We start from the raw sequence: 16,965 nt of genomic DNA, 5'->3' as shown, positions 1-16,965 counted from the left end.
AGAAGCAGCCCGGCGTCCGTGGACTCCACCACGGGCGCCGGGTCCGGCGCGCGGTGCGCTTCCGGGAGGTCGTCAGAGGGCGCGGTACATGATGTGCAGTCCGACGTAGCCCTTCGCCGGGCTCCGGAAGCCCTCCGGCACGGTGCAGAGCACCTCGAACCCGAGTTTCCGGTACAACCGCACCGCCGTCTCGTTGGTCTCCACGACCGCGTTGAACTGCATCGAGCGGAAACCCGAGGTGCGGGCCCACTCGATCGTGTACTCGCACAGCACGCGGCCCACACCGCGTCCGGAATGCGCTGGATCGACCATGTAGCTGGCGCTCGCGACGTGCGCGCCGTTGCCCATCTGGTTGTTGTTCATCTTCGCGGTGCCGAGGATCGTCCCGTCGTCGTCGACCGCGACGACCGTACGATTCGGGGCGGGCAGCAACCACCAGCCGCGCCCCTCGTCCTGGCCGAGATCGAGCGGATAGGTGAAGGTCTCACCGGCGGCGACGATCTCGCGGAAGAACGGCCAGATGGCCGACCAGTCGTCCACGGTGGCTTCCCTGATCAGCATCCGGCCAATATACCGGCGACGCCGAGGCGTCAGGAGAGCCTCCGAAGCGCTCTGATGCTGCCACCCTTGTGCCATGGTTCGCACATCACTGATCGCATGCTGCTTAGCCATCTCGCTCACCGGCTGCACGGGTGACCCGGTTCCGGTTGAGTCGTCCAAGTCCGCGCAGCCGGAACCCGCCGCCGCCCCGCAGACCCCACTGCAGCAGAGCACCGTCCCTGGCACGCAACGGTATTACGCCACCGAACTACGACCCGGCGACTGCATCGAACCCCTTCCCCAGACGTACCTGGTGACCGTCGTCCCCTGCCACGTGCCGCACTCGGCCGAGTTCGCCACCACGTACGTCCTCCCGGAGGGGCCGTATCCGGATGCCGACATGACGCGGCTCGCGCAGAACGGATGCCTTCCCAGAATGCGCATCAAAAAGTCGAAGAGGGATGACATCGGGATGGCGTGGCTCGGGCCGGGCCCGGAGGACTGGCCTCGTGACAAAACCGTGTACTGCCTGGCCGTACGGATGGACGGAAAGAAGGCGACGGGCCGGGTGGTCGAGTGACCACCGATCCATGGCGGTCATGACCACGGACGTCGTCAGGTGGACTTGATGAAGGTGTGCAGGTCGTCGTTGAACCGGTCGCGGTGGGTGACGAACAGGCCGTGCCCGCCGGTCGGGTACTCCAGGTAGGTCGCCCGGGGAACCAGCTTGGCGGTGCGCCGCCCGCTGACGGCCACCGGTATGGAGGCGTCGGCGGCCCCGTGCACGACCAGCGCGGGCACGGCGATCTCGGCCAGCGAGGCCCGGTGGTCGAAGGTCATGGCGGCCCGCTGGTACTGGCGGATCGCCCACGGCGAGACCTCAAGGCACTGCCGCAGCGTGAATTCCACCTGCGCGGGGGAGATCTCGTTGCCCAGGTGCGTGGCGAAGAACGCCTGCGCCCGCTGGGCCAGCCACTTGGGACGATCGGCGTCCAGGGCCGCCATCGAGGCCTCCAGCACGGCGCCCGGCACTCCCTCGGGGTTGTCGTCGGTCTGCAGCAGGAACGGCAGCATCGCCGAGACGAACGCCACCCGCGCGACGCGCTCGTCGCCGTGGCGGGCCAGGTACCGGGCGACCTCGGCGCCGCCCATGGAGTGACCGACCAGGGTGATGTCGCGCAGGTCGAGCAGCTCGATCAGCTCGGCCAGGTCGTCGGCGCCGGTGTCCAGGTCGTAGCCCGTCGAGGGACGGTCCGAGCGGCCGTGGGCCCGCCGGTCAAGGGCGACGCAACGGTGACCGCGCTCGACGAAGTACGGGATCTGATACTCCCACATGTCCGCCGAGAGCATCACGCTGGCGACGAAGACGATGGGCTTGCCCTGGCCGTAGTCCTCGTAGGCGAGGCGGGTGCCGTCCGTGGTCTGGAAGAACATCTCATGACTCCTTATGTCGTGCGATGTCCTGAGTTTTTCAGCCAGAGGTAAGGGCGACAATTACGTCTCAGGTAAGCGTGCGCGCCGGCCTCCCCGCACATCGGCATGTTGACGCTGTGGGCGCCGCATGTTGTGATCCACACAGTCGTATTTCGTACTTGTCTGGTATGAAATGAGGTGGTCATGAGGCTCCTCCAGAGTGCGGCCGCGATTGTCCTGCTCCTGGTGAGCGCGGCCGGCATCCAGGCCGTGCGGAGCGGACCGGCGCAGGCGGCTCTGCCCACCGCCGCCGTCGCGCTCGGCGACAGCTTCATCAGCGGCGAGGGCGCGGGGAACTACCAGCCCGTCGTCGACGCCTCCGGCACGGCACAGGCCTTCCCCGGCTGGTCGGCGGCCAACAGCAACGCCTACTTCTGTCACCGGTCGGCGAACGCCTCGGTGTTCGCGGCGTCGCTCCCGGGCATCCAGCAGCGTTTCAACCTCGCGTGCTCGGGCGCCCAGCCCGCCGACATCGCCGCGCCCTCCAGCGCCCGGGCCGAGGGCCGCACCGTCGCCTCGCAAATCGACCAGCTGCGCGCCGTCGCCCGGACGCACGACATCGACGTCGTCCTCGTCGGCCTCGGCTCCAACAACACCCAGTTCACCTTCGGCGACGTGGCCACGCTGTGCGCCAACCGCTTCATCGCCGACGCCTGGACGGGCTGGTGGGAGTTCTGGGCCTACCTGAAGGGCGAGGTGCCGCAGCGGCCCTGCACCGCCTCGGACCTGGCCACCGACGCCGAGGTCGCCGCCGCCACCGCCGAGACCACCGCGGCTCTGCGTCAGATCCTGGACACCCTCGACCAGATCGACGCCGACGGCATCCACCAGGTGATTCTGCAGACCTACACCAACCCGCTGCCGCCCGACGTCGCCCCGCAGTACTACGACGAGGACGGCCGCACCGACACCCGCGACAAGTTCCGCGCCCTCGGCGCCGAGCGCTACGCCGCCGGGTGCCCGATCCACCGCGCGAGCCTCGCCCCCGGGCACGTGTTCTCCCAGAACCTCGGCTCACTGGTCAAGAACGCCTTCACCACGCTGGCAGCCGAACGCCCGGCGGCCGACCTGCGCGTGCTGGACGTCCAGCGGGCCTTCGACGGGGCCAGGCTCTGCGAGAACCCCGGCAGCCCGGCCGGTGCGCTCGCGACGCCGGTCCGGGTGCAGGACGGGCCGTCCGGCACGTTCATCACCAGCCTGTCCGGCTGGGACAAGATCGGTATCCAGCGGGCGGCGAACACCTGCGTCACCTACTTCCAGACCTGTCAGGAGTCGTGGCACCCCAACGCCGCGGGCCACACGGTCCTCGGCCAGTGCCTGACCGGCGCCCTCGCCGCGACGCCCCGCGTGATCGTCACGTGCGCCCGTAACCCGGACGGCACGCTCACCATCTCCTGACGTCTCCTCGAGGCGGGTGACTGGCGGGGGCGCGCCGCGACCGAGGCGCCGGCTCAGGAGCCGCCGGCTTCCAGAAGACCGTGTTCTCGTACGAGGTCGAGGAAACCGGTCGTCAACGGGCCAGACCGCCCGTCCTTCCACACCACGGCAATCTGCCATTCGGCCGCCGGATGGCGAATCGGCGTGATCGTGACCGAGGACGGCGCGATTCGGCGGGCGCTGGCCGGCACGAAGGCGACCCCCGCGCCGGCCGCCACCAGCGCGAGGACGGTCTGCAGGTCCTGCGCCTCCTGGACGACGGCAGGGCGGACCGCGACGGCGGTGCACAGGTGGTTGATCTGCCGTACCAGTCCGGGCCCTCTCTCCTGCGCCAGCTGGAGGAAGTCGTGGCGGGCCGCCCATCGCGCGAGATCTCCGATGTCGTGCGGAGGCCGGTCGTCATGGTCGGCCCAGGCGAGGGCGAGGCGGTCGCCGGCCAGTGGCAGTCGTCCCCATCCGCCTTCGAGCGGCAACCGGACGAAACCGACGTCGAGATCGCCCGCGTCGATCCGGTCAAGCTGGGCCTGTGACGACATGTCGTCCAAAGTGACGTGCGCGTCGGGGTGGCGCCGCCGGAAGGCGGCGACGATCCGAGGGGCCAGGTCGATGCTCGACAGCCCGAAGCCGACCGCCAGCCTCCCGATCTCGCCGGTGGCCATTCTCGCCATCCGCCGGGTGAGCGCGTCCGCCCGCCGCAGGAGAGCCTGCGCGTCCGGGAGGAGGACGGCGCCCAGGTCGGTCAGCACGGCGCCGTGCCGGCCGCGGTCGAACAGCCGGCCCCCCACCTGCGCCTCCAGCGACTGGATCTGTTTCGTGAGCGTCGGCTGGGTGACGTTCAGCGTTCGCGCGGCGCGGCCGTAGTGACCGTGCTCGGCGACCGTGAGGAAGGCGCGAAGCAGAACCAGATCCATTCCCTGACTCTATCGAATAGCGAAAAAGATTCATTGGACGAATGGGACACGCGTGCGGTCTGCTGGTGAGCCACCCCAAGGATCCGGAGGTTCGCGATGGCAGAGAACGACGAGGCGGACGAGACCCCCACGCCGGCGTTGCGGTGCGCGACCGTGCAGTTCGAGCATCGTCCCGATGACAAGACCTACAACCTGGCCCAGGTCGAGCACCACGTGCGCGTGGCGAGCGCGGACGGCGTGCAGGTCATCGCCTTTCCGGAGATGTGCCTGCTGGGGTACTGGCATCTCCGCCGTCAGACCCCCGAGCGGCTGCGGGAGCTCGCCGAGCCGGTGGACGGCCCGTCCGTCACCGCCGTGCGCGCGCTGGCGGCCGAGCACGGCGTCGCCGTGGGAGTCGGCTTCTTGGAGAGCGACCCGGACGGGCGGCTGTTCAACAGCTATGCCCTCTGCCTCCCGGACGGGTCCGTCCACCGTCATCGCAAGCTGCACGCCTTCGAGCACCCGGCGATCAGCAGCGGCGACGCCTACACCGTCTTCGACACCCCGTGGGGCGTCCGCATGGGCATCCTCATCTGCTGGGACAACAACCTGGTCGAGAACGTCCGCGCCACCGCGCTGATGGGCGCCTCGATCCTGGTGGCGCCCCACCAGACCGGCGGCACCGCCTCGCGCAGCCCTCACGGGATGCGCCCGATCCCCGTGGAGCTCTGGCGGAACCGGCACAGCGCCCCGGAGGCGATCGAAGCCGAGCTGCGCGGCCCCAGCGGACGCCAGTGGCTGATGCGCTGGTTGCCCGCCCGGGCTCATGACAACGGGCTGTTCGTCCTGTTCAGCAACGGCGTCGGCGAGGACGACGGCGAGATCCGCACCGGCAACGCCATGATCATCGACCCCTACGGCCGCATCCTCGGCGAGACCTGGGCGGCCGGTGACGACATGGTGACCGCCGACCTCGACCTCACCCTGCTGCCGCTCTCGACCGGCCGCCGATGGCTCCAGGGACGACGCCCGGAACTCTACGGCATCCTCACCCACCGGTTCGGGGACGAACGCGAGCCTCGCGCCGCCCGCTTCGCCACCGACCCGGTGCCACTCCTCCGCACCCCCGGCGGCGAGACCGGCGACGATGCCCTCGGTCTGCCGCGCCACTGACCATCAAGGCGCCCCCCAGGCCGGTGACCTGCCCGATCCGGCAGGGCTTGGACGGGGTGCCGACCGGCGCCTGGCTCGTGTCCTGTTGCGGCCACAACGGTAATGACCGCGCCATTCCAGCGAACGCCGGGTCGCCGCTGCCTCCGCAGGCGCCCCCGTCACCTGCGGGAGCGTCCTGACAGCGAGCGTCACCCTGACCGGGGATCTAACGTGCCCCGGTGACGCGCTGATCGTCGGTGCCGACAACGTGACCATCGATCTGGCCGGGCACACCCTCCAGGGCGCGGGCGCCGGCACCGGCGTCCAGGTCGGCTCCCAGGGGACCGCCTGGACCGGAACCGTCATCCGCGACGGCCGGATCGAAGGGTTCGCCACCAGCGTCGGCGACGCCGCCCTCACCCCCCACATCACTGTCGCCCTTCGCGACATGACGATCACCGGCGGCCCTGTGAAGCTGCGCGGCGGCGCCTGGCCAGAGCTCTCCATCAGCGGTTCCCCCCGCCGATGCGACGTGGACGCCGTGGACGCCCGCCAGATCCGCCTGACCATCGACGGCTGCACTCTGCACCGCGTCTCGGCCCGCAGCACCTACACGACGCTCACGTCGAGCAGAGTGATCTCGGGCGGCCTGTCCTTCAACGAGAACAACGCCGGACTCGTCACCGGCAACGTCTTCGACAACGCCCCGATCAGCGCGGACAACAACAGCTGGAACGTCGTGCTGCGCGACAACGTCTTCAAGAACGCCGACATCGCGGTACGGGCCGGCTGGGCGCCGGGCACGCTCGTCGAGGACAACACGTTCAAGAACAACTCCATCGGCGTGTACGGCTACCTGATGGACGCCACCATCGCCCGCAACCGGTTCATCGGCAACCGCACCGCCGGCATCTACGTCAGGGACTCCACCTCCTCCACGTCGTCGTTCATCGACAACGTGTTCAGGGGAAACGGCCACGATCCCAGCGGGCTCACCGACGAGGCGGGCCTTCCCGTACGTGGCGCCATCCACATCGGCCGGAGCAGCTCCCCGATCACTCTGACGGGGAACGTGGGCAAGCACGACGCCGGCCACTTCGTCTGGATCACGCCGCCCTCGGGAGCGATCGACGGCGGCGGCAACCAGGGCCGTCCCTGCGGTCCCCAGCCACTCCCGCTGACCTGCCACTGACCCTCGCGGACACACTCCCGCCCGCGCCGCGAGAGGCGACTTTGTCGGTCGCGCCCGCCATACTCGCCGCTGTCGATCAAGAGGACGACGGGATGCGGCGTGGAGGTATCGGCATGAGCGTGGAGCGCACGCTGACGTTCGTCGGCGGAAGTTCGGCCAAGTTCTGGGAGGTGCGCCAGGACGGCGCGGAGCTGCACATCCGGTACGGACGGCTGGGCGCGGCCGGGCAGACGCAGGTCAAGTCGTTCGGCTCGGCCGCCGCCGCCACTGCCGCCGCCGACAAGCTGGTGGCGGAGAAGTTACGCAAGGGCTACGCGGAGGACGGAACGGCCGCCTCGCCGCAGGCGGCTTCGCCCGCGGCCGCCGGGGGCGTCGAGGACGAGGACGAGGACCGGCTGGCGTTGCCGCCCGCCTGGTTGCGCGCTCTGCACCCCCGGCGGGGCGGAACGAAGGCCCCGGAGCGGCGGCCGGACCCGGGCGCGCCGCAGAAGCTGGCCGCCGAGCTGGGCAGCCGCGCGCAGATGCTGGCCGACACGGTGGCGAAGTGCCCGGATCCGGAGCTCGCGGCCGCGGGCGCGGCGTACCTGGCGGGGGAGCCCGCCGGCACACCGCTGGGCGCGGCGGTGGTCGCCAAGGCGATGGCCGCGTCCCTGCCATGGGCCGAGCGCGAGCTGTTGTCCCTGTTCCCCGAGACCTGGCTGGCCGAACGCGGCCCGGTGTTCGCGGCGGTGGCCGTGACCGAGCTGGCCTCGCTGGACTACGTCCACGACGGGGGCACCTGGATGGTCCGCCGGCTGGCCGACGGCGAGGCCCCCGACGGGTGGTACGGCTGGGCCTCCGGCGAGCAGATCGACGCCCGGGTGCGCGCCGTGCTGGCCGCCGCGTCCGACGACGAGTACGCCGAGGTCGTCGCGGCGCTGGCGGTGAGCCGCGCGGGCGGGCTCCACCACCGCGTGGCCGCCTCCTACCTGGCGCCCACCCAGACCGGGTGGGTCGCGGCCGACTGCGCCGAGGTGAGCCAGGTCCTCCCGGTTCTCGCCTTCCGCCTGATCGCCGCCATCAGCACGCCGGAGCACGCCGAGCTGATCGCGGACCATGTGCGTGGCTGCTACATAGGGGACTCCTTCACCCTGCCGGCCACGGTCGTCGACGGCATGGGCGAGGCGGCCGTGCCGCTGCTGGCCGTCTGGGTGGACCACGCCTACGGCGCGGACAGCCGTAAGCGGCTGCTGCACGTGCTCGCCGACCTGCCGTACGACACGGCCATGGGGGCGATCCTCGACCGCGTCGAGCAGAAGTACACCCAGCCGGCCTTCCTGCGCGCGGCCTCCCGCTTCCCCCGCCGCGCGATGCGGATGCTGGCCGAGTCCGGCGGCAAGGTCGTCGACCTGCTGCTGCGCACCCATGTGGCGGCCCGTCCCGACCTGGTGGACGAGGTGCGCGCGAGCCTCGGCGACGGCGCCGCCGCCGAGCGTCTCGACAGGGTCGCGACCGCCGGTACCGTCGCCGCCGCCGCGCCGGAGGCGCTGCCCGAGGTGCTGGTCAGCCCGCCCTGGACCCGCCCGCGCAAGGCGCGCAAAGTGGTCGTGGTCGACGGCCTGGCGTGCACCGACGAACCGGCCCTCGTGTGGGCGCCGGGCGAGCAGGACAACTGGCGCTCCTCCCGGGCGGAGAGTTCCTGGGGGCGGTCCTGGCGCCGGAGCTGGAAGGACATCGCCCGCGGGATCGCCGAGGGCCGGGGCGCCCACTGGTCCGACGAGGTCGCCCTGTTCGTCGCCGGGCCCGAGGAACTGGCCGCGCCGCTGATCGGGAAGTGGCGCCCTGTCGACCTGTGGGGGGCGGGCGACTGGATGCCGATGGTGGTGGCCAGGCTCGGGACGGCGGCGCTGCCCATGGTGGTCGACAGCGCCCGGCGCGGCCCCAGCTCGGTCGCCGCGTCGCTGCTGCCGTTCGCGGCGCCGGAGGTCGCCGTGCTGATGGCCGACTGGCTGGCCCGGCTGAAGTCCGTCCGCGCCACCGCGCTGGCCTGGCTGAACCGTCACCCCGCGGCGGCCGCCAGGGCGCTGGTCCCGGCGGCTCTCGGCAGGCCCGGCGTGGCCCGGCTCCGGGCCGAGCAGGCGCTGGCGGCGCTGGTCGCGGGCGGCCACCGCGACACCGTGGCCGAGGCCGCCGCAGGGTACGGGCCCGCCGCCGAGGCCGCCATCGCCGACCTGCTCGTGGCCGACCCGCTCGACGTGCTGCCCGCCAGGATGCCCGTGCTGCCCGAGTGGACGGAGGTCGCGATCACGACCCCGATCCACCTGCGCGGCGACGCGGGCGCGCTGCCTCCCGAGGCAGTTCGCCACGTGATGACGATGCTGGCGATCTCCAGACCGGGCGACCCGTACGCCGGTCTGGCCGTGGTCAAGGAGGCCTGCGACGGCCGCAGCCTCGCCGACTTCGCCTGGGCGCTGTTCCAGTGCTGGCAGGCGGCTGGCTACCCGTCCAAGGAGAGCTGGGTGATGGACGCGCAGGCGTTGCTCGGCGACGACGAGACCGTACGGCGGCTGACCCCGCTGATCAGGACCTGGCCGGGCGAGGGCGGGCACGCGCGCGCGGTCACCGGCCTGGACCTGCTGGCCTCCATCGGCTCGGAGGTGGCGCTGATGCACCTGCACGGCATCGCCGAGAAGGTCAAGTTCGGCGGGCTGAAGAACCGGGCCAAGCAGAAGATGGACGAGGTCGCCGCCGAGCTCGGCCTGAAGCCGCAGGAGCTGGCCGACCGGCTGGTGCCCGACCTCGGCCTGTCCGCCGACGGCAGCCTGACCCTCGACTACGGCCGCAGGCGGTTCGTGGTGGGCTTCGACGAGCAGCTCAAGCCGTACGTGGCCGACGCCTCGGGCAAGCGGCTGAAGAACCTGCCCAAGCCGGGCGCCAACGACGATCAGGAGCTCGCGACCGCCGCCTACCGGCGCTTCGCCGGGCTGAAGAAGGACGTGCGCTCGGTGGCCGGGGACGCCATCCACCGCCTGGAGCAGGCCATGGTGAACCGGCGTCGCTGGAGCGCCGGCGACTTCGGCCGGCTGCTCGTCGGCCACCCGCTGCTCCGGCACATCGTCCGGCGGCTCGTATGGGGCCTGTACGACCCGTCGGGCCGGCTCACCGGCACCCTGCGCGTGGCCGAGGACCGCAGCTTCGCCGACGTCGAGGACGACACACTGACGCTGCCCGAAGACGCCCTCGTGGGCGTGGCGCACCCGCTGGAGCTGGGGGAGGACCTGGCCGCATGGGGTGAGGTGTTCGCCGACTACGAGATCCTGCAGCCGTTCCCGCAGCTGGGCAGGGAGACGTACGAGCTGGATCCGGCGCTGGTGGCCGAGATCGAGGCCGCCAGGATACCCACCGGCGCGGTGATCGGCCTGGAGCGGCGTGGCTGGCGGCGCGGCGCGCCTCAGGACGCCGGCTGGCAGGGCTGGATCGAGCGGGACGTGCCCGGCGGGACCATCACGATCGGCCTCGATCCGGGCATCCCGATCGGCCACCCCGGCTTCGCCGACGAGCAGACCCTGGTCGAGCTGGGGCTCGACGGCCTCGATCCGATCACCACCTCCGAGATCCTCCGAGAGCTCAGGGACATCACCCGATGAACGGACACGCCCAGCGGCCCCCGGCCGAGATCCGCCACGCCGGGGAGCTGGCCAGGCTGCGGGAGCACGACACCGACGACCGGCCGCCCGGCTGGGCGCTCAGCCTGCGGGCCGCCCGCCGGTTCGTCCTCGGGGACGAGAAGCTGGGCATCAGCCGCAAGTTCGTGGGCGATCCCTCGCTGATCGACCGGTCCCTGGTGACGCTCGCGACCAACCGCGGGCTGATGCTGGTCGGCGAGCCCGGCACGGCGAAGTCGCTGCTGTCCGAGCTGCTCGCCGCGGCTGTGAGCGGCACCTCGACGCTCACCATCCAGGGCGGCGCGGCCACCACCGAAGACCAGATCAAGTACTCCTGGAACTACGCGCTGCTGGTCGCCGAGGGCCCCTCCACCCGGTCGCTGGTGCCCGCGCCGCTGCTGCGCGGCATGGCCGAGGGCAAGGTGGTGCGCTTCGAGGAGATCACCCGGTGCCCGCTGGAGGTGCAGGACTGCCTGCTGTCACCGCTGTCGGACCGGGTGCTCGCCGTGCCGGAGCTGAGCGGTCCCGAGTCGATGGTGTTCGCCCAGGAGGGGTTCACGATCCTGGCCACCGCCAACACCCGCGACCGCGGAGTCAACGAGATGAGCGCCGCGCTCAGGCGCCGCTTCAACTTCGAGACCGTCTTCCCGATCGCCGACTTCGACACCGAGCTGGCGTTGGTGGAGGCGGAGGCGGGGGCGCTGCTCGAACGCTCGGGCGTCACCGCGCCGCCGCGCCGCGACGTGCTGGAGGTCCTGGTCACCACCTTCCGCGACCTGCGCCAGGGACACACCGCGCGCGGCGACGCCACCGACCGGCTGTCGGGGGTGATGAGCACCGCGGAGGCCGTCTCGGTCGCCCATGCCGTCGGGGTGCGCGGCTGGTTCCTGCGCCGCGAGCCGGGCACCGCCGCCGACCTGGTCTCCTGCCTCGCCGGCACGGCCGCCAAGGACAACCCGGAGGACCTGGCCAAGCTCCGCAGGTACCTGGAGCGCAGGCGGCACGGCGACCAGTGGCAGGCCCTGTACGAGGCCCGCCACCTGCTGCCGGGCTGACCGATGGCGGTCATCTTCCTCGGCGTGCGGCACCACAGTCCCGCCTGCGCCCGGCTGGTCGCCGACACCATCCGTTCCGTACGTCCCGCGTACGTGCTGGTCGAAGGACCGGCGGAGATGAACGACCGGATGGACGAGCTCCTGCTCGGCCACGAGCTGCCGATCGCCGTCCACACCGGCTACCGCGACCATGAGCGGCGCCACGGTTCATGGACGCCGCTGTGCGACTACTCCCCGGAGTGGGCGGCGCTGACCGCGGGCCGCGCGGCCGGCGCCGAGCTGCGCTTCATCGACCTGCCCGCCTGGCATCCCGCGCTGGCCGACGTCAGCAACCGGTACGCCGACGCCGAGGCCCGCTACGCCGAGGCGACCCGGCGGCTCTGCCGCGCCTTCGCCGTGGACAACATGGACGCGTTGTGGGACCACCTGTTCGAGATCGAACCGGCCGACGGGCTGGCCGAACGGCTGGCCACCTACTTCGACCTCGTACGCGGCGACACCGGGGCCGATCCTGGCGACACGGCCCGCGAGGCGTACATGGCGCAGTGGATCCGGGCGGCCGCCGGCGAGGCGGGCGAGCGGCCGGTGGTCGTGGTCACCGGCGGCTTCCACCGTCCCGCCCTGATCCGGCTGGCCGAGCAGGGCGACCGGAGCTGGCCGGAGGTGCCGCAACCGCCCGAGGGGGCGGCGGTCGGCAGCTACCTGGTGCCGTACTCGTTCCGCCGGCTGGACGCCTTCGACGGCTACCAGTCGGGCATGCCGTCGCCCGGCTACTACCAGGACCTGTGGGAGCACGGTCCCGACGGAGCCGCCCGCAGGCTCGTCGAGGCGGTGACGGCCCGGCTGCGCGCCCGGCGCCGGCAGGTCTCCACCGCCGATCTGATCGCCGCGCGCGCCACCGCCGACGGGATCGCGCTGCTGCGCGGCCACCCGCATCCGGCCCGCGTCGACGTGCTCGACGGCCTGGCCACCGCGCTGGTCGGCGAGGCGATCGAGACCCCGCTGCCCTGGGCGTCCCGCGGGCCCCTCCAGGAGGGCCACCACCCGGTCGTCGTGGAGATGATCGCGGCGCTCAGCGGTGACCGGACAGGCCGCCTGCACCCCTCGACCCCGCTGCCGACGCTGGTCCACGCGGTGCTCGCCGAGCTGGGCGGCCCCGGCGACGAACGGCTCGACCTCGGCGGGCAAGCCGGCCGCGCGCGCAGCCGCTTCCTGCACAGGCTGCGCGTCCTGGGCATCCCGGGCGTGGTCCGCACCTCGGGACCCCGCCCCGCGGGCGGCGCCGAGCTGGTCGAACAGTGGACCCTGACCGAGACCGACGACCGCCTGCCCGCCCTGATCGAGGCAGGCGGGTACGGCGTGGACCCGCAGGAGGCGGCGGCCTCCGTGCTCGCCGAGCGGATCAGGGGCGCCGACCTGGACCGGCTGGCCGACGTGCTGTTCGACGCCGCGCTGTGCGGCGTCGGCGAGCTGGCGGGGCAGGTGCTCGACGACCTCGCGCGGGCGATCGCCGCGGCGGCCGACCTGGGCTCGCTGGGCCGCACGCTCACCGTCGCCCTGGCGATGTGGCGCCACGACGACCTGTTCGCCACCAGCGGCAGCACCACCTTGGGCACCGTGGTCCGGGCCGCCACCCTCCGGGTGTTGTGGCTGGCCGAGGGCGTGCGCGGCGGGCCCGTACCCGCCGATCCGCAGCGCATCGGCGCCATGGCCGCCGTACGCGACGCGCTCAGGCACGCCGGGCCGCCGCTGGGCCTGGACCTGGACGCGGCGCTGGGCGTCGCCGACCGCGTCGCCGCCTGCCAGGACGCGCCGCCCGACCTGCGTGGAGCGGCGCTCGGGCTGGGCTGGTCACTGCGCGGCACCGCCGCCGCCGACCCCGCCCGGGCGGTACGCGGCGCGTTCGTCCCCGCGTCGGCCGGCGACTGGCTGGCCGGGCTGTTCGCGCTGGTCCGCGAGGAGGTCCTGCACACCGGCGGCATGCTGGAGCTGCTCGACGAGCTGGTCGCGGCGATGAGCGACCACGACTTCCTGGTGGCCCTGCCGGCGCTGCGGCAGGCGTTCGGCTACTTCCCGCCGCGCGAGCGGCACCTCATCGCCACCCGCCTGGTCGAACTGCGCTCCGGCGCGGGCGCGTCCGCGTGGGACCTGATGCGGCTGGAGGCGGCGCCGGAACTGGTGGCCGCAGGCATGGCACTGGACGAACGAGTCGATGCGGCACTGCGCCGGGAGGGACTGATCACGCCATGACCGACCCCACCCTCGTACGGTGGCGGCTGCTGCTCGGCGAGGCCGGCGGCGCCTGCCTCGGCGGCGGGCAGCTCGACGAGGCGGCCGCCGGCCGCGACGCCGCCATGGACTGGCTGTACGGCCGCGACGAGGACCTGCGCAGGCGCGGCGTACGGCGGCAGGCCGGAAGCGGCCCGTCGAACCTGACCACCTTCGACTGGCTCGACGACATCACCCGCCTGTTCCCCAAGGAGACCGTCGAACGCCTGCAACGCGACGCCGTCGAACGCTACGAGATCCACGACCTCGTCACCGACCCCGACGTGCTCGCCCGCATCGAGCCCAACCCCGCGCTGCTCAAGGCGGTCCTGCACACCAAACACCTGATGAACCCGCAGGTGTTGCGGCTGGCCAGGCGCATCGTGGAGCAGGTCGTGCGGCAGCTCATGGACAAGCTCGCCACCGAGGTGCGCAGCGCCTTCTCGGGCACGAGAGCGCGGCGGCCGGGCCGGCTGCGGCAGGCCCGCAACTTCGACATGGTCCGGACCCTGCGCGCCAACCTCGGCCGCTACCAGCCCGACACCGGCAAGGTCGTGATCGAGACCCCGCTGTTCTTCTCCCGCACCCGCCGCCACCTCGAACAGTGGCAGGTGATCCTGCTGGTCGACCAGTCCGGCTCGATGACCGACTCGGTGATCCACTCGGCGGTCACCGCGGCCTGCCTGTGGGGCCTGCCCGGCGTGCGCACCCATCTGGTCGCCTTCGACACCGACGTGGTGGACCTGACCTCCGACGTGGACGATCCCGTGGAACTGCTCATGAAGGTCCAGCTCGGCGGCGGCACCGACATCGCCCGCGCGGCCGCGTACGGCGCCGGGCTCGTGGACCGGCCGCGGCGGGCCGTCGTCGTGCTGATCTCCGACTTCTACGAGGGCGGCGATCGTCACCGGCTGGTACGCATCGTGCGTGACCTGGTCGAGCAGGGCAGCAAGGTCCTCGGCCTGGCCGCCCTCGACGAGCAGGCCAACCCCGACTACGACCGGGAACTCGCGCAACGCCTGGCCGACGCCGGGGCGTACGTGGGCGCGATGACCCCCGGCGAGCTGGCGTCCTTCGTCGCGGAGCACGTGGGCCGATGAGAACGGATCTGCTCGGGCTCACCACCGACTCCCTCGCCGCGCTCACCAACCGCGGCCTGGTCAAGCGGGCGGGCAAGGAAGCCGCGCCGGACCTGCGTACCGACGCCGACGGGACCGTGCACGGCGACTTCGCGGGCGGACCGACCGCGAGCCTGCCACCCGGCGGCCTCGACGCGGCCCGCTGCACGTGCGGCGCCACCGGGGTCTGCCGGCATGTCGTCGGGGTGGTGCTGGCGTACCAGCACCAGCACGCCACGACCGTCGAGACCGTCGAACATCCGCAGGGTGAGGGCCCTGATCAGGAACCCCTCGCCTGGTCGCCGGGGCAGGTGAGCGACGACGAGCTGACCGCCAGGATCGGCGCCCGTCTGATGGCCGCCGCCCGCCGTACCGAAAGGGCCGGATACACCGCCCGCGTGCGCCGCGCCACCGCTGCCGATCCCGCGCCGCAGGTCGAGCTCGCCACCGCGACCGTGCGTTTCCTGATCCCCGGCGACCTCGGCTTCGTGCACACCGACGCCGTCGCGGGCAGCCGCGACGACGTCATCGCCCTCGCCGTGTGGGCGTTCCGGGTGGCCGACGAACTGCATCCCGGGACGCCGGAGGCCCGGGTCGACGTCGGCGGCGAAGCCGGGACCGGCACCGGATCCGGGCTGGAGCGGGCCCTGGGGCTGGCCGGCACGGTCCTGCGCGAAGGCGCGGCGCACCTCGGCCAGGGACTGGCGGCCACCATCGCCGACGTACAGCGCCATCTGGACGCCGCCGGATCGCGCTGGCCGCTGCTGGCCGTCGGCGACCTCGCCGAGCAGCTGGCCGCCTACCGCGACCGCGGCGCCCACTACCGTCCCGAGCTGCTCGCGAGCCACCTCGCCGAGCTCCACGCCCGGCACCGGGCCGTGACCCGCCCCGACGCCACCCTCCGCAGCAGCGTGCTGGGCACCGCCGAGGCCGCCGAGACCCCGCTGCGCCGGGCCCGGCTGGAGAGCCTGGGCTGCCGGATCCGCAGCCTCGGCGATCGGCGGATCGCCGAGATCTACCTGGCCCACGGCGACAGCGCGATGGTCCTGGTACTCCGCCGCGAATGGGACGGCGAATGGGACGGAGGCGACGGCGACGGCGCCGCCCTGGCACGGCGACGCGTCGCCGGCTCCACGCTGGCCGCCTTGGCCACCGGCAACCTCGTCACGGAATCCGCCGTCCGCAGCGCCAGCCGTACCGTGCGGCTGGCCACCGGGCGGGTCGCCAGGACGACGGTCAGCCCGTCGCGGGGCGACTGGGGTGAGCTCTCGCCGTCCCTGGTGGTGACGGACCTCACCGCGCTCGGCCGCGAGCTCGACGCCCTCACGCTCCGGCCCGTCCGCCCGCGCGTCGAGGCGGAGCTGGTCCGCGTCGTCGCCGTCTCCCAGGTGGTGGCCATGACCTATGCCCCCGGCGACCAGCGCCTCGACGCCCTCATCGCCGACCAGGCGGGCAACCTCGCCACCGTCACCGCCACCCACACCGGCGCCGCCCCCGGCCGCCTCGACTCGCTGGCCGCCGTGCTCGCCGGGGAGGAAGGCGAGCTGCGTTTTGTCAGCGGAGTGGCCGGCCGTACCGCGGGCGGCGTCGTCATCGACCCCATCGGCCTGGCCGCCGGCGGCCGGGTCGTCGTGCCTGACCTGCAACCCGCCGGAGGCGGCGGCCGGCTCGCGGCCGCCGAGGACGTCCGGCACGACCCGCTGACCGCCGTGCTGATCGACACCCGAGGGCTGCTCGCGGAAGCGGCCCACCACGGCCTGTCCCACCTGCCGCCGACCTACGACGCCCGCCTCGGCATCGCCGCGCGGCGGCTGACCACGCTCGGACTCCACCGCATCGCACAGGCCGTCACGGCGTTCGCGGCGGCGCGGTCCCAGGACTCGGGCGAGGCGGCCGAGCAGACCTGGGTCGACGCCTACCTCCGCCTGGAGGTGGCCCTGGAACTGACCCGACCCGATTGATTTGACTTCTGTCGAAACAGTGGCACATGATGACTCCTGCTTAGATGAACTTCTATTCAGGAGGGTGCGTGATGCGCGCTCTGTTCAGCCGCCGCCCGTCCGTCGAGCGGGCCGGCTTCACCGTCGACAAGGCCACCTCCCGGGTGTGCGACCTCGACTGCCGCGCCGATGCCGCCATCGAGCGCGCCCGCCTCTACGTCACGTTCCCGACCTTCCGCTGATCCCTCTCGCCACC

Annotated in this window: 13 protein-coding genes; 10 read left to right on the top strand and 3 right to left on the bottom strand. The window is 72.6% G+C overall.

Going from position 1 to position 16,965, the window contains the following annotated elements; all coding sequences use genetic code 11:
* Positions 1-72 precede the first annotated feature (72 nt).
* The gene (locus tag AB0J46_RS23555) at positions 73-561 is read right to left on the bottom strand and encodes a GNAT family N-acetyltransferase (protein ID WP_364335361.1); all 489 of its coding nucleotides are present in this window, start codon (positions 559-561) and stop codon (positions 73-75) included.
* A 73-nt stretch (positions 562-634) separates the two neighbouring features.
* Here AB0J46_RS23555 and AB0J46_RS23550 point away from each other — a divergent pair, with 73 nt between their 5' ends.
* Positions 635-1,120 carry a hypothetical protein gene (locus tag AB0J46_RS23550; RefSeq protein ID WP_364335359.1) on the top strand — a complete coding sequence of 162 codons (486 nt, stop codon included), beginning with the start codon at positions 635-637 and terminating at the stop codon, positions 1,118-1,120.
* A 35-nt stretch (positions 1,121-1,155) separates the two neighbouring features.
* Here AB0J46_RS23550 and AB0J46_RS23545 read toward each other — a convergent pair whose 3' ends face one another.
* On the bottom strand, positions 1,156-1,974 hold the full coding sequence (locus AB0J46_RS23545) for an alpha/beta hydrolase (protein WP_364335357.1): 819 nt from the start codon (positions 1,972-1,974) through the stop codon (positions 1,156-1,158).
* Between the two features lie 183 nt (positions 1,975-2,157).
* Between AB0J46_RS23545 and AB0J46_RS23540 the strand changes: the two genes are divergently transcribed.
* On the top strand, positions 2,158-3,411 hold the full coding sequence (locus AB0J46_RS23540; RefSeq protein ID WP_364335355.1) for a hypothetical protein: 1,254 nt from the start codon (positions 2,158-2,160) through the stop codon (positions 3,409-3,411).
* Positions 3,412-3,464: 53 nt separating this feature from the next.
* On the opposite strand, the gene AB0J46_RS23535 is transcribed toward AB0J46_RS23540, so the two are convergent.
* Entirely contained in the window at positions 3,465-4,361 is an 897-nt protein-coding gene (locus AB0J46_RS23535; protein WP_364335353.1) for a LysR substrate-binding domain-containing protein, read from the bottom strand.
* A 96-nt stretch (positions 4,362-4,457) separates the two neighbouring features.
* Between AB0J46_RS23535 and AB0J46_RS23530 the strand changes: the two genes are divergently transcribed.
* From AB0J46_RS23530 to AB0J46_RS23495, 8 genes are all read left to right on the top strand, one after another.
* Entirely contained in the window at positions 4,458-5,513 is a 1,056-nt protein-coding gene (locus AB0J46_RS23530) for a nitrilase family protein (protein WP_364335351.1), read from the top strand.
* Between the two features lie 247 nt (positions 5,514-5,760).
* Positions 5,761-6,684, top strand: a complete 924-nt coding sequence (locus tag AB0J46_RS23525) for a right-handed parallel beta-helix repeat-containing protein (RefSeq protein WP_364335349.1) — start codon at positions 5,761-5,763, stop codon at positions 6,682-6,684.
* A gap of 113 nt (positions 6,685-6,797) precedes the next feature.
* Positions 6,798-10,310, top strand: a complete 3,513-nt coding sequence (locus AB0J46_RS23520) for a DUF4132 domain-containing protein (protein ID WP_364335347.1) — start codon at positions 6,798-6,800, stop codon at positions 10,308-10,310.
* Positions 10,307-11,383, top strand: a complete 1,077-nt coding sequence (locus AB0J46_RS23515; RefSeq protein WP_364335345.1) for an AAA family ATPase — start codon at positions 10,307-10,309, stop codon at positions 11,381-11,383. Before AB0J46_RS23520 ends, AB0J46_RS23515 begins: the two co-directional genes overlap by 4 nt.
* Before the next feature lie 24 nt (positions 11,384-11,407).
* Positions 11,408-13,633 (top strand): DUF5682 family protein, encoded by a 2,226-nt coding sequence (locus AB0J46_RS23510; protein WP_364335343.1) that lies wholly within the window; start codon positions 11,408-11,410, stop codon positions 13,631-13,633.
* On the top strand, positions 13,630-14,751 hold the full coding sequence (locus tag AB0J46_RS23505; protein ID WP_364335341.1) for a VWA domain-containing protein: 1,122 nt from the start codon (positions 13,630-13,632) through the stop codon (positions 14,749-14,751). Before AB0J46_RS23510 ends, AB0J46_RS23505 begins: the two co-directional genes overlap by 4 nt.
* Positions 14,748-16,730, top strand: coding sequence for a hypothetical protein (locus tag AB0J46_RS23500; RefSeq protein WP_364335339.1), 1,983 nt, complete (start codon positions 14,748-14,750; stop codon positions 16,728-16,730). The genes AB0J46_RS23505 and AB0J46_RS23500 overlap by 4 nt, the downstream gene beginning before the upstream one ends.
* Positions 16,731-16,801: 71 nt before the next feature.
* Positions 16,802-16,951 (top strand): hypothetical protein, encoded by a 150-nt coding sequence (locus AB0J46_RS23495; protein ID WP_364335337.1) that lies wholly within the window; start codon positions 16,802-16,804, stop codon positions 16,949-16,951.
* Positions 16,952-16,965 lie beyond the last annotated feature (14 nt).

It is taken from the genome of Nonomuraea sp. NPDC049758 (assembly GCF_040674635.1).
In the GTDB taxonomy this organism is placed as follows: domain Bacteria; phylum Actinomycetota; class Actinomycetes; order Streptosporangiales; family Streptosporangiaceae; genus Nonomuraea.
This window is presented reverse-complemented; position numbering and strand designations above follow the sequence as displayed.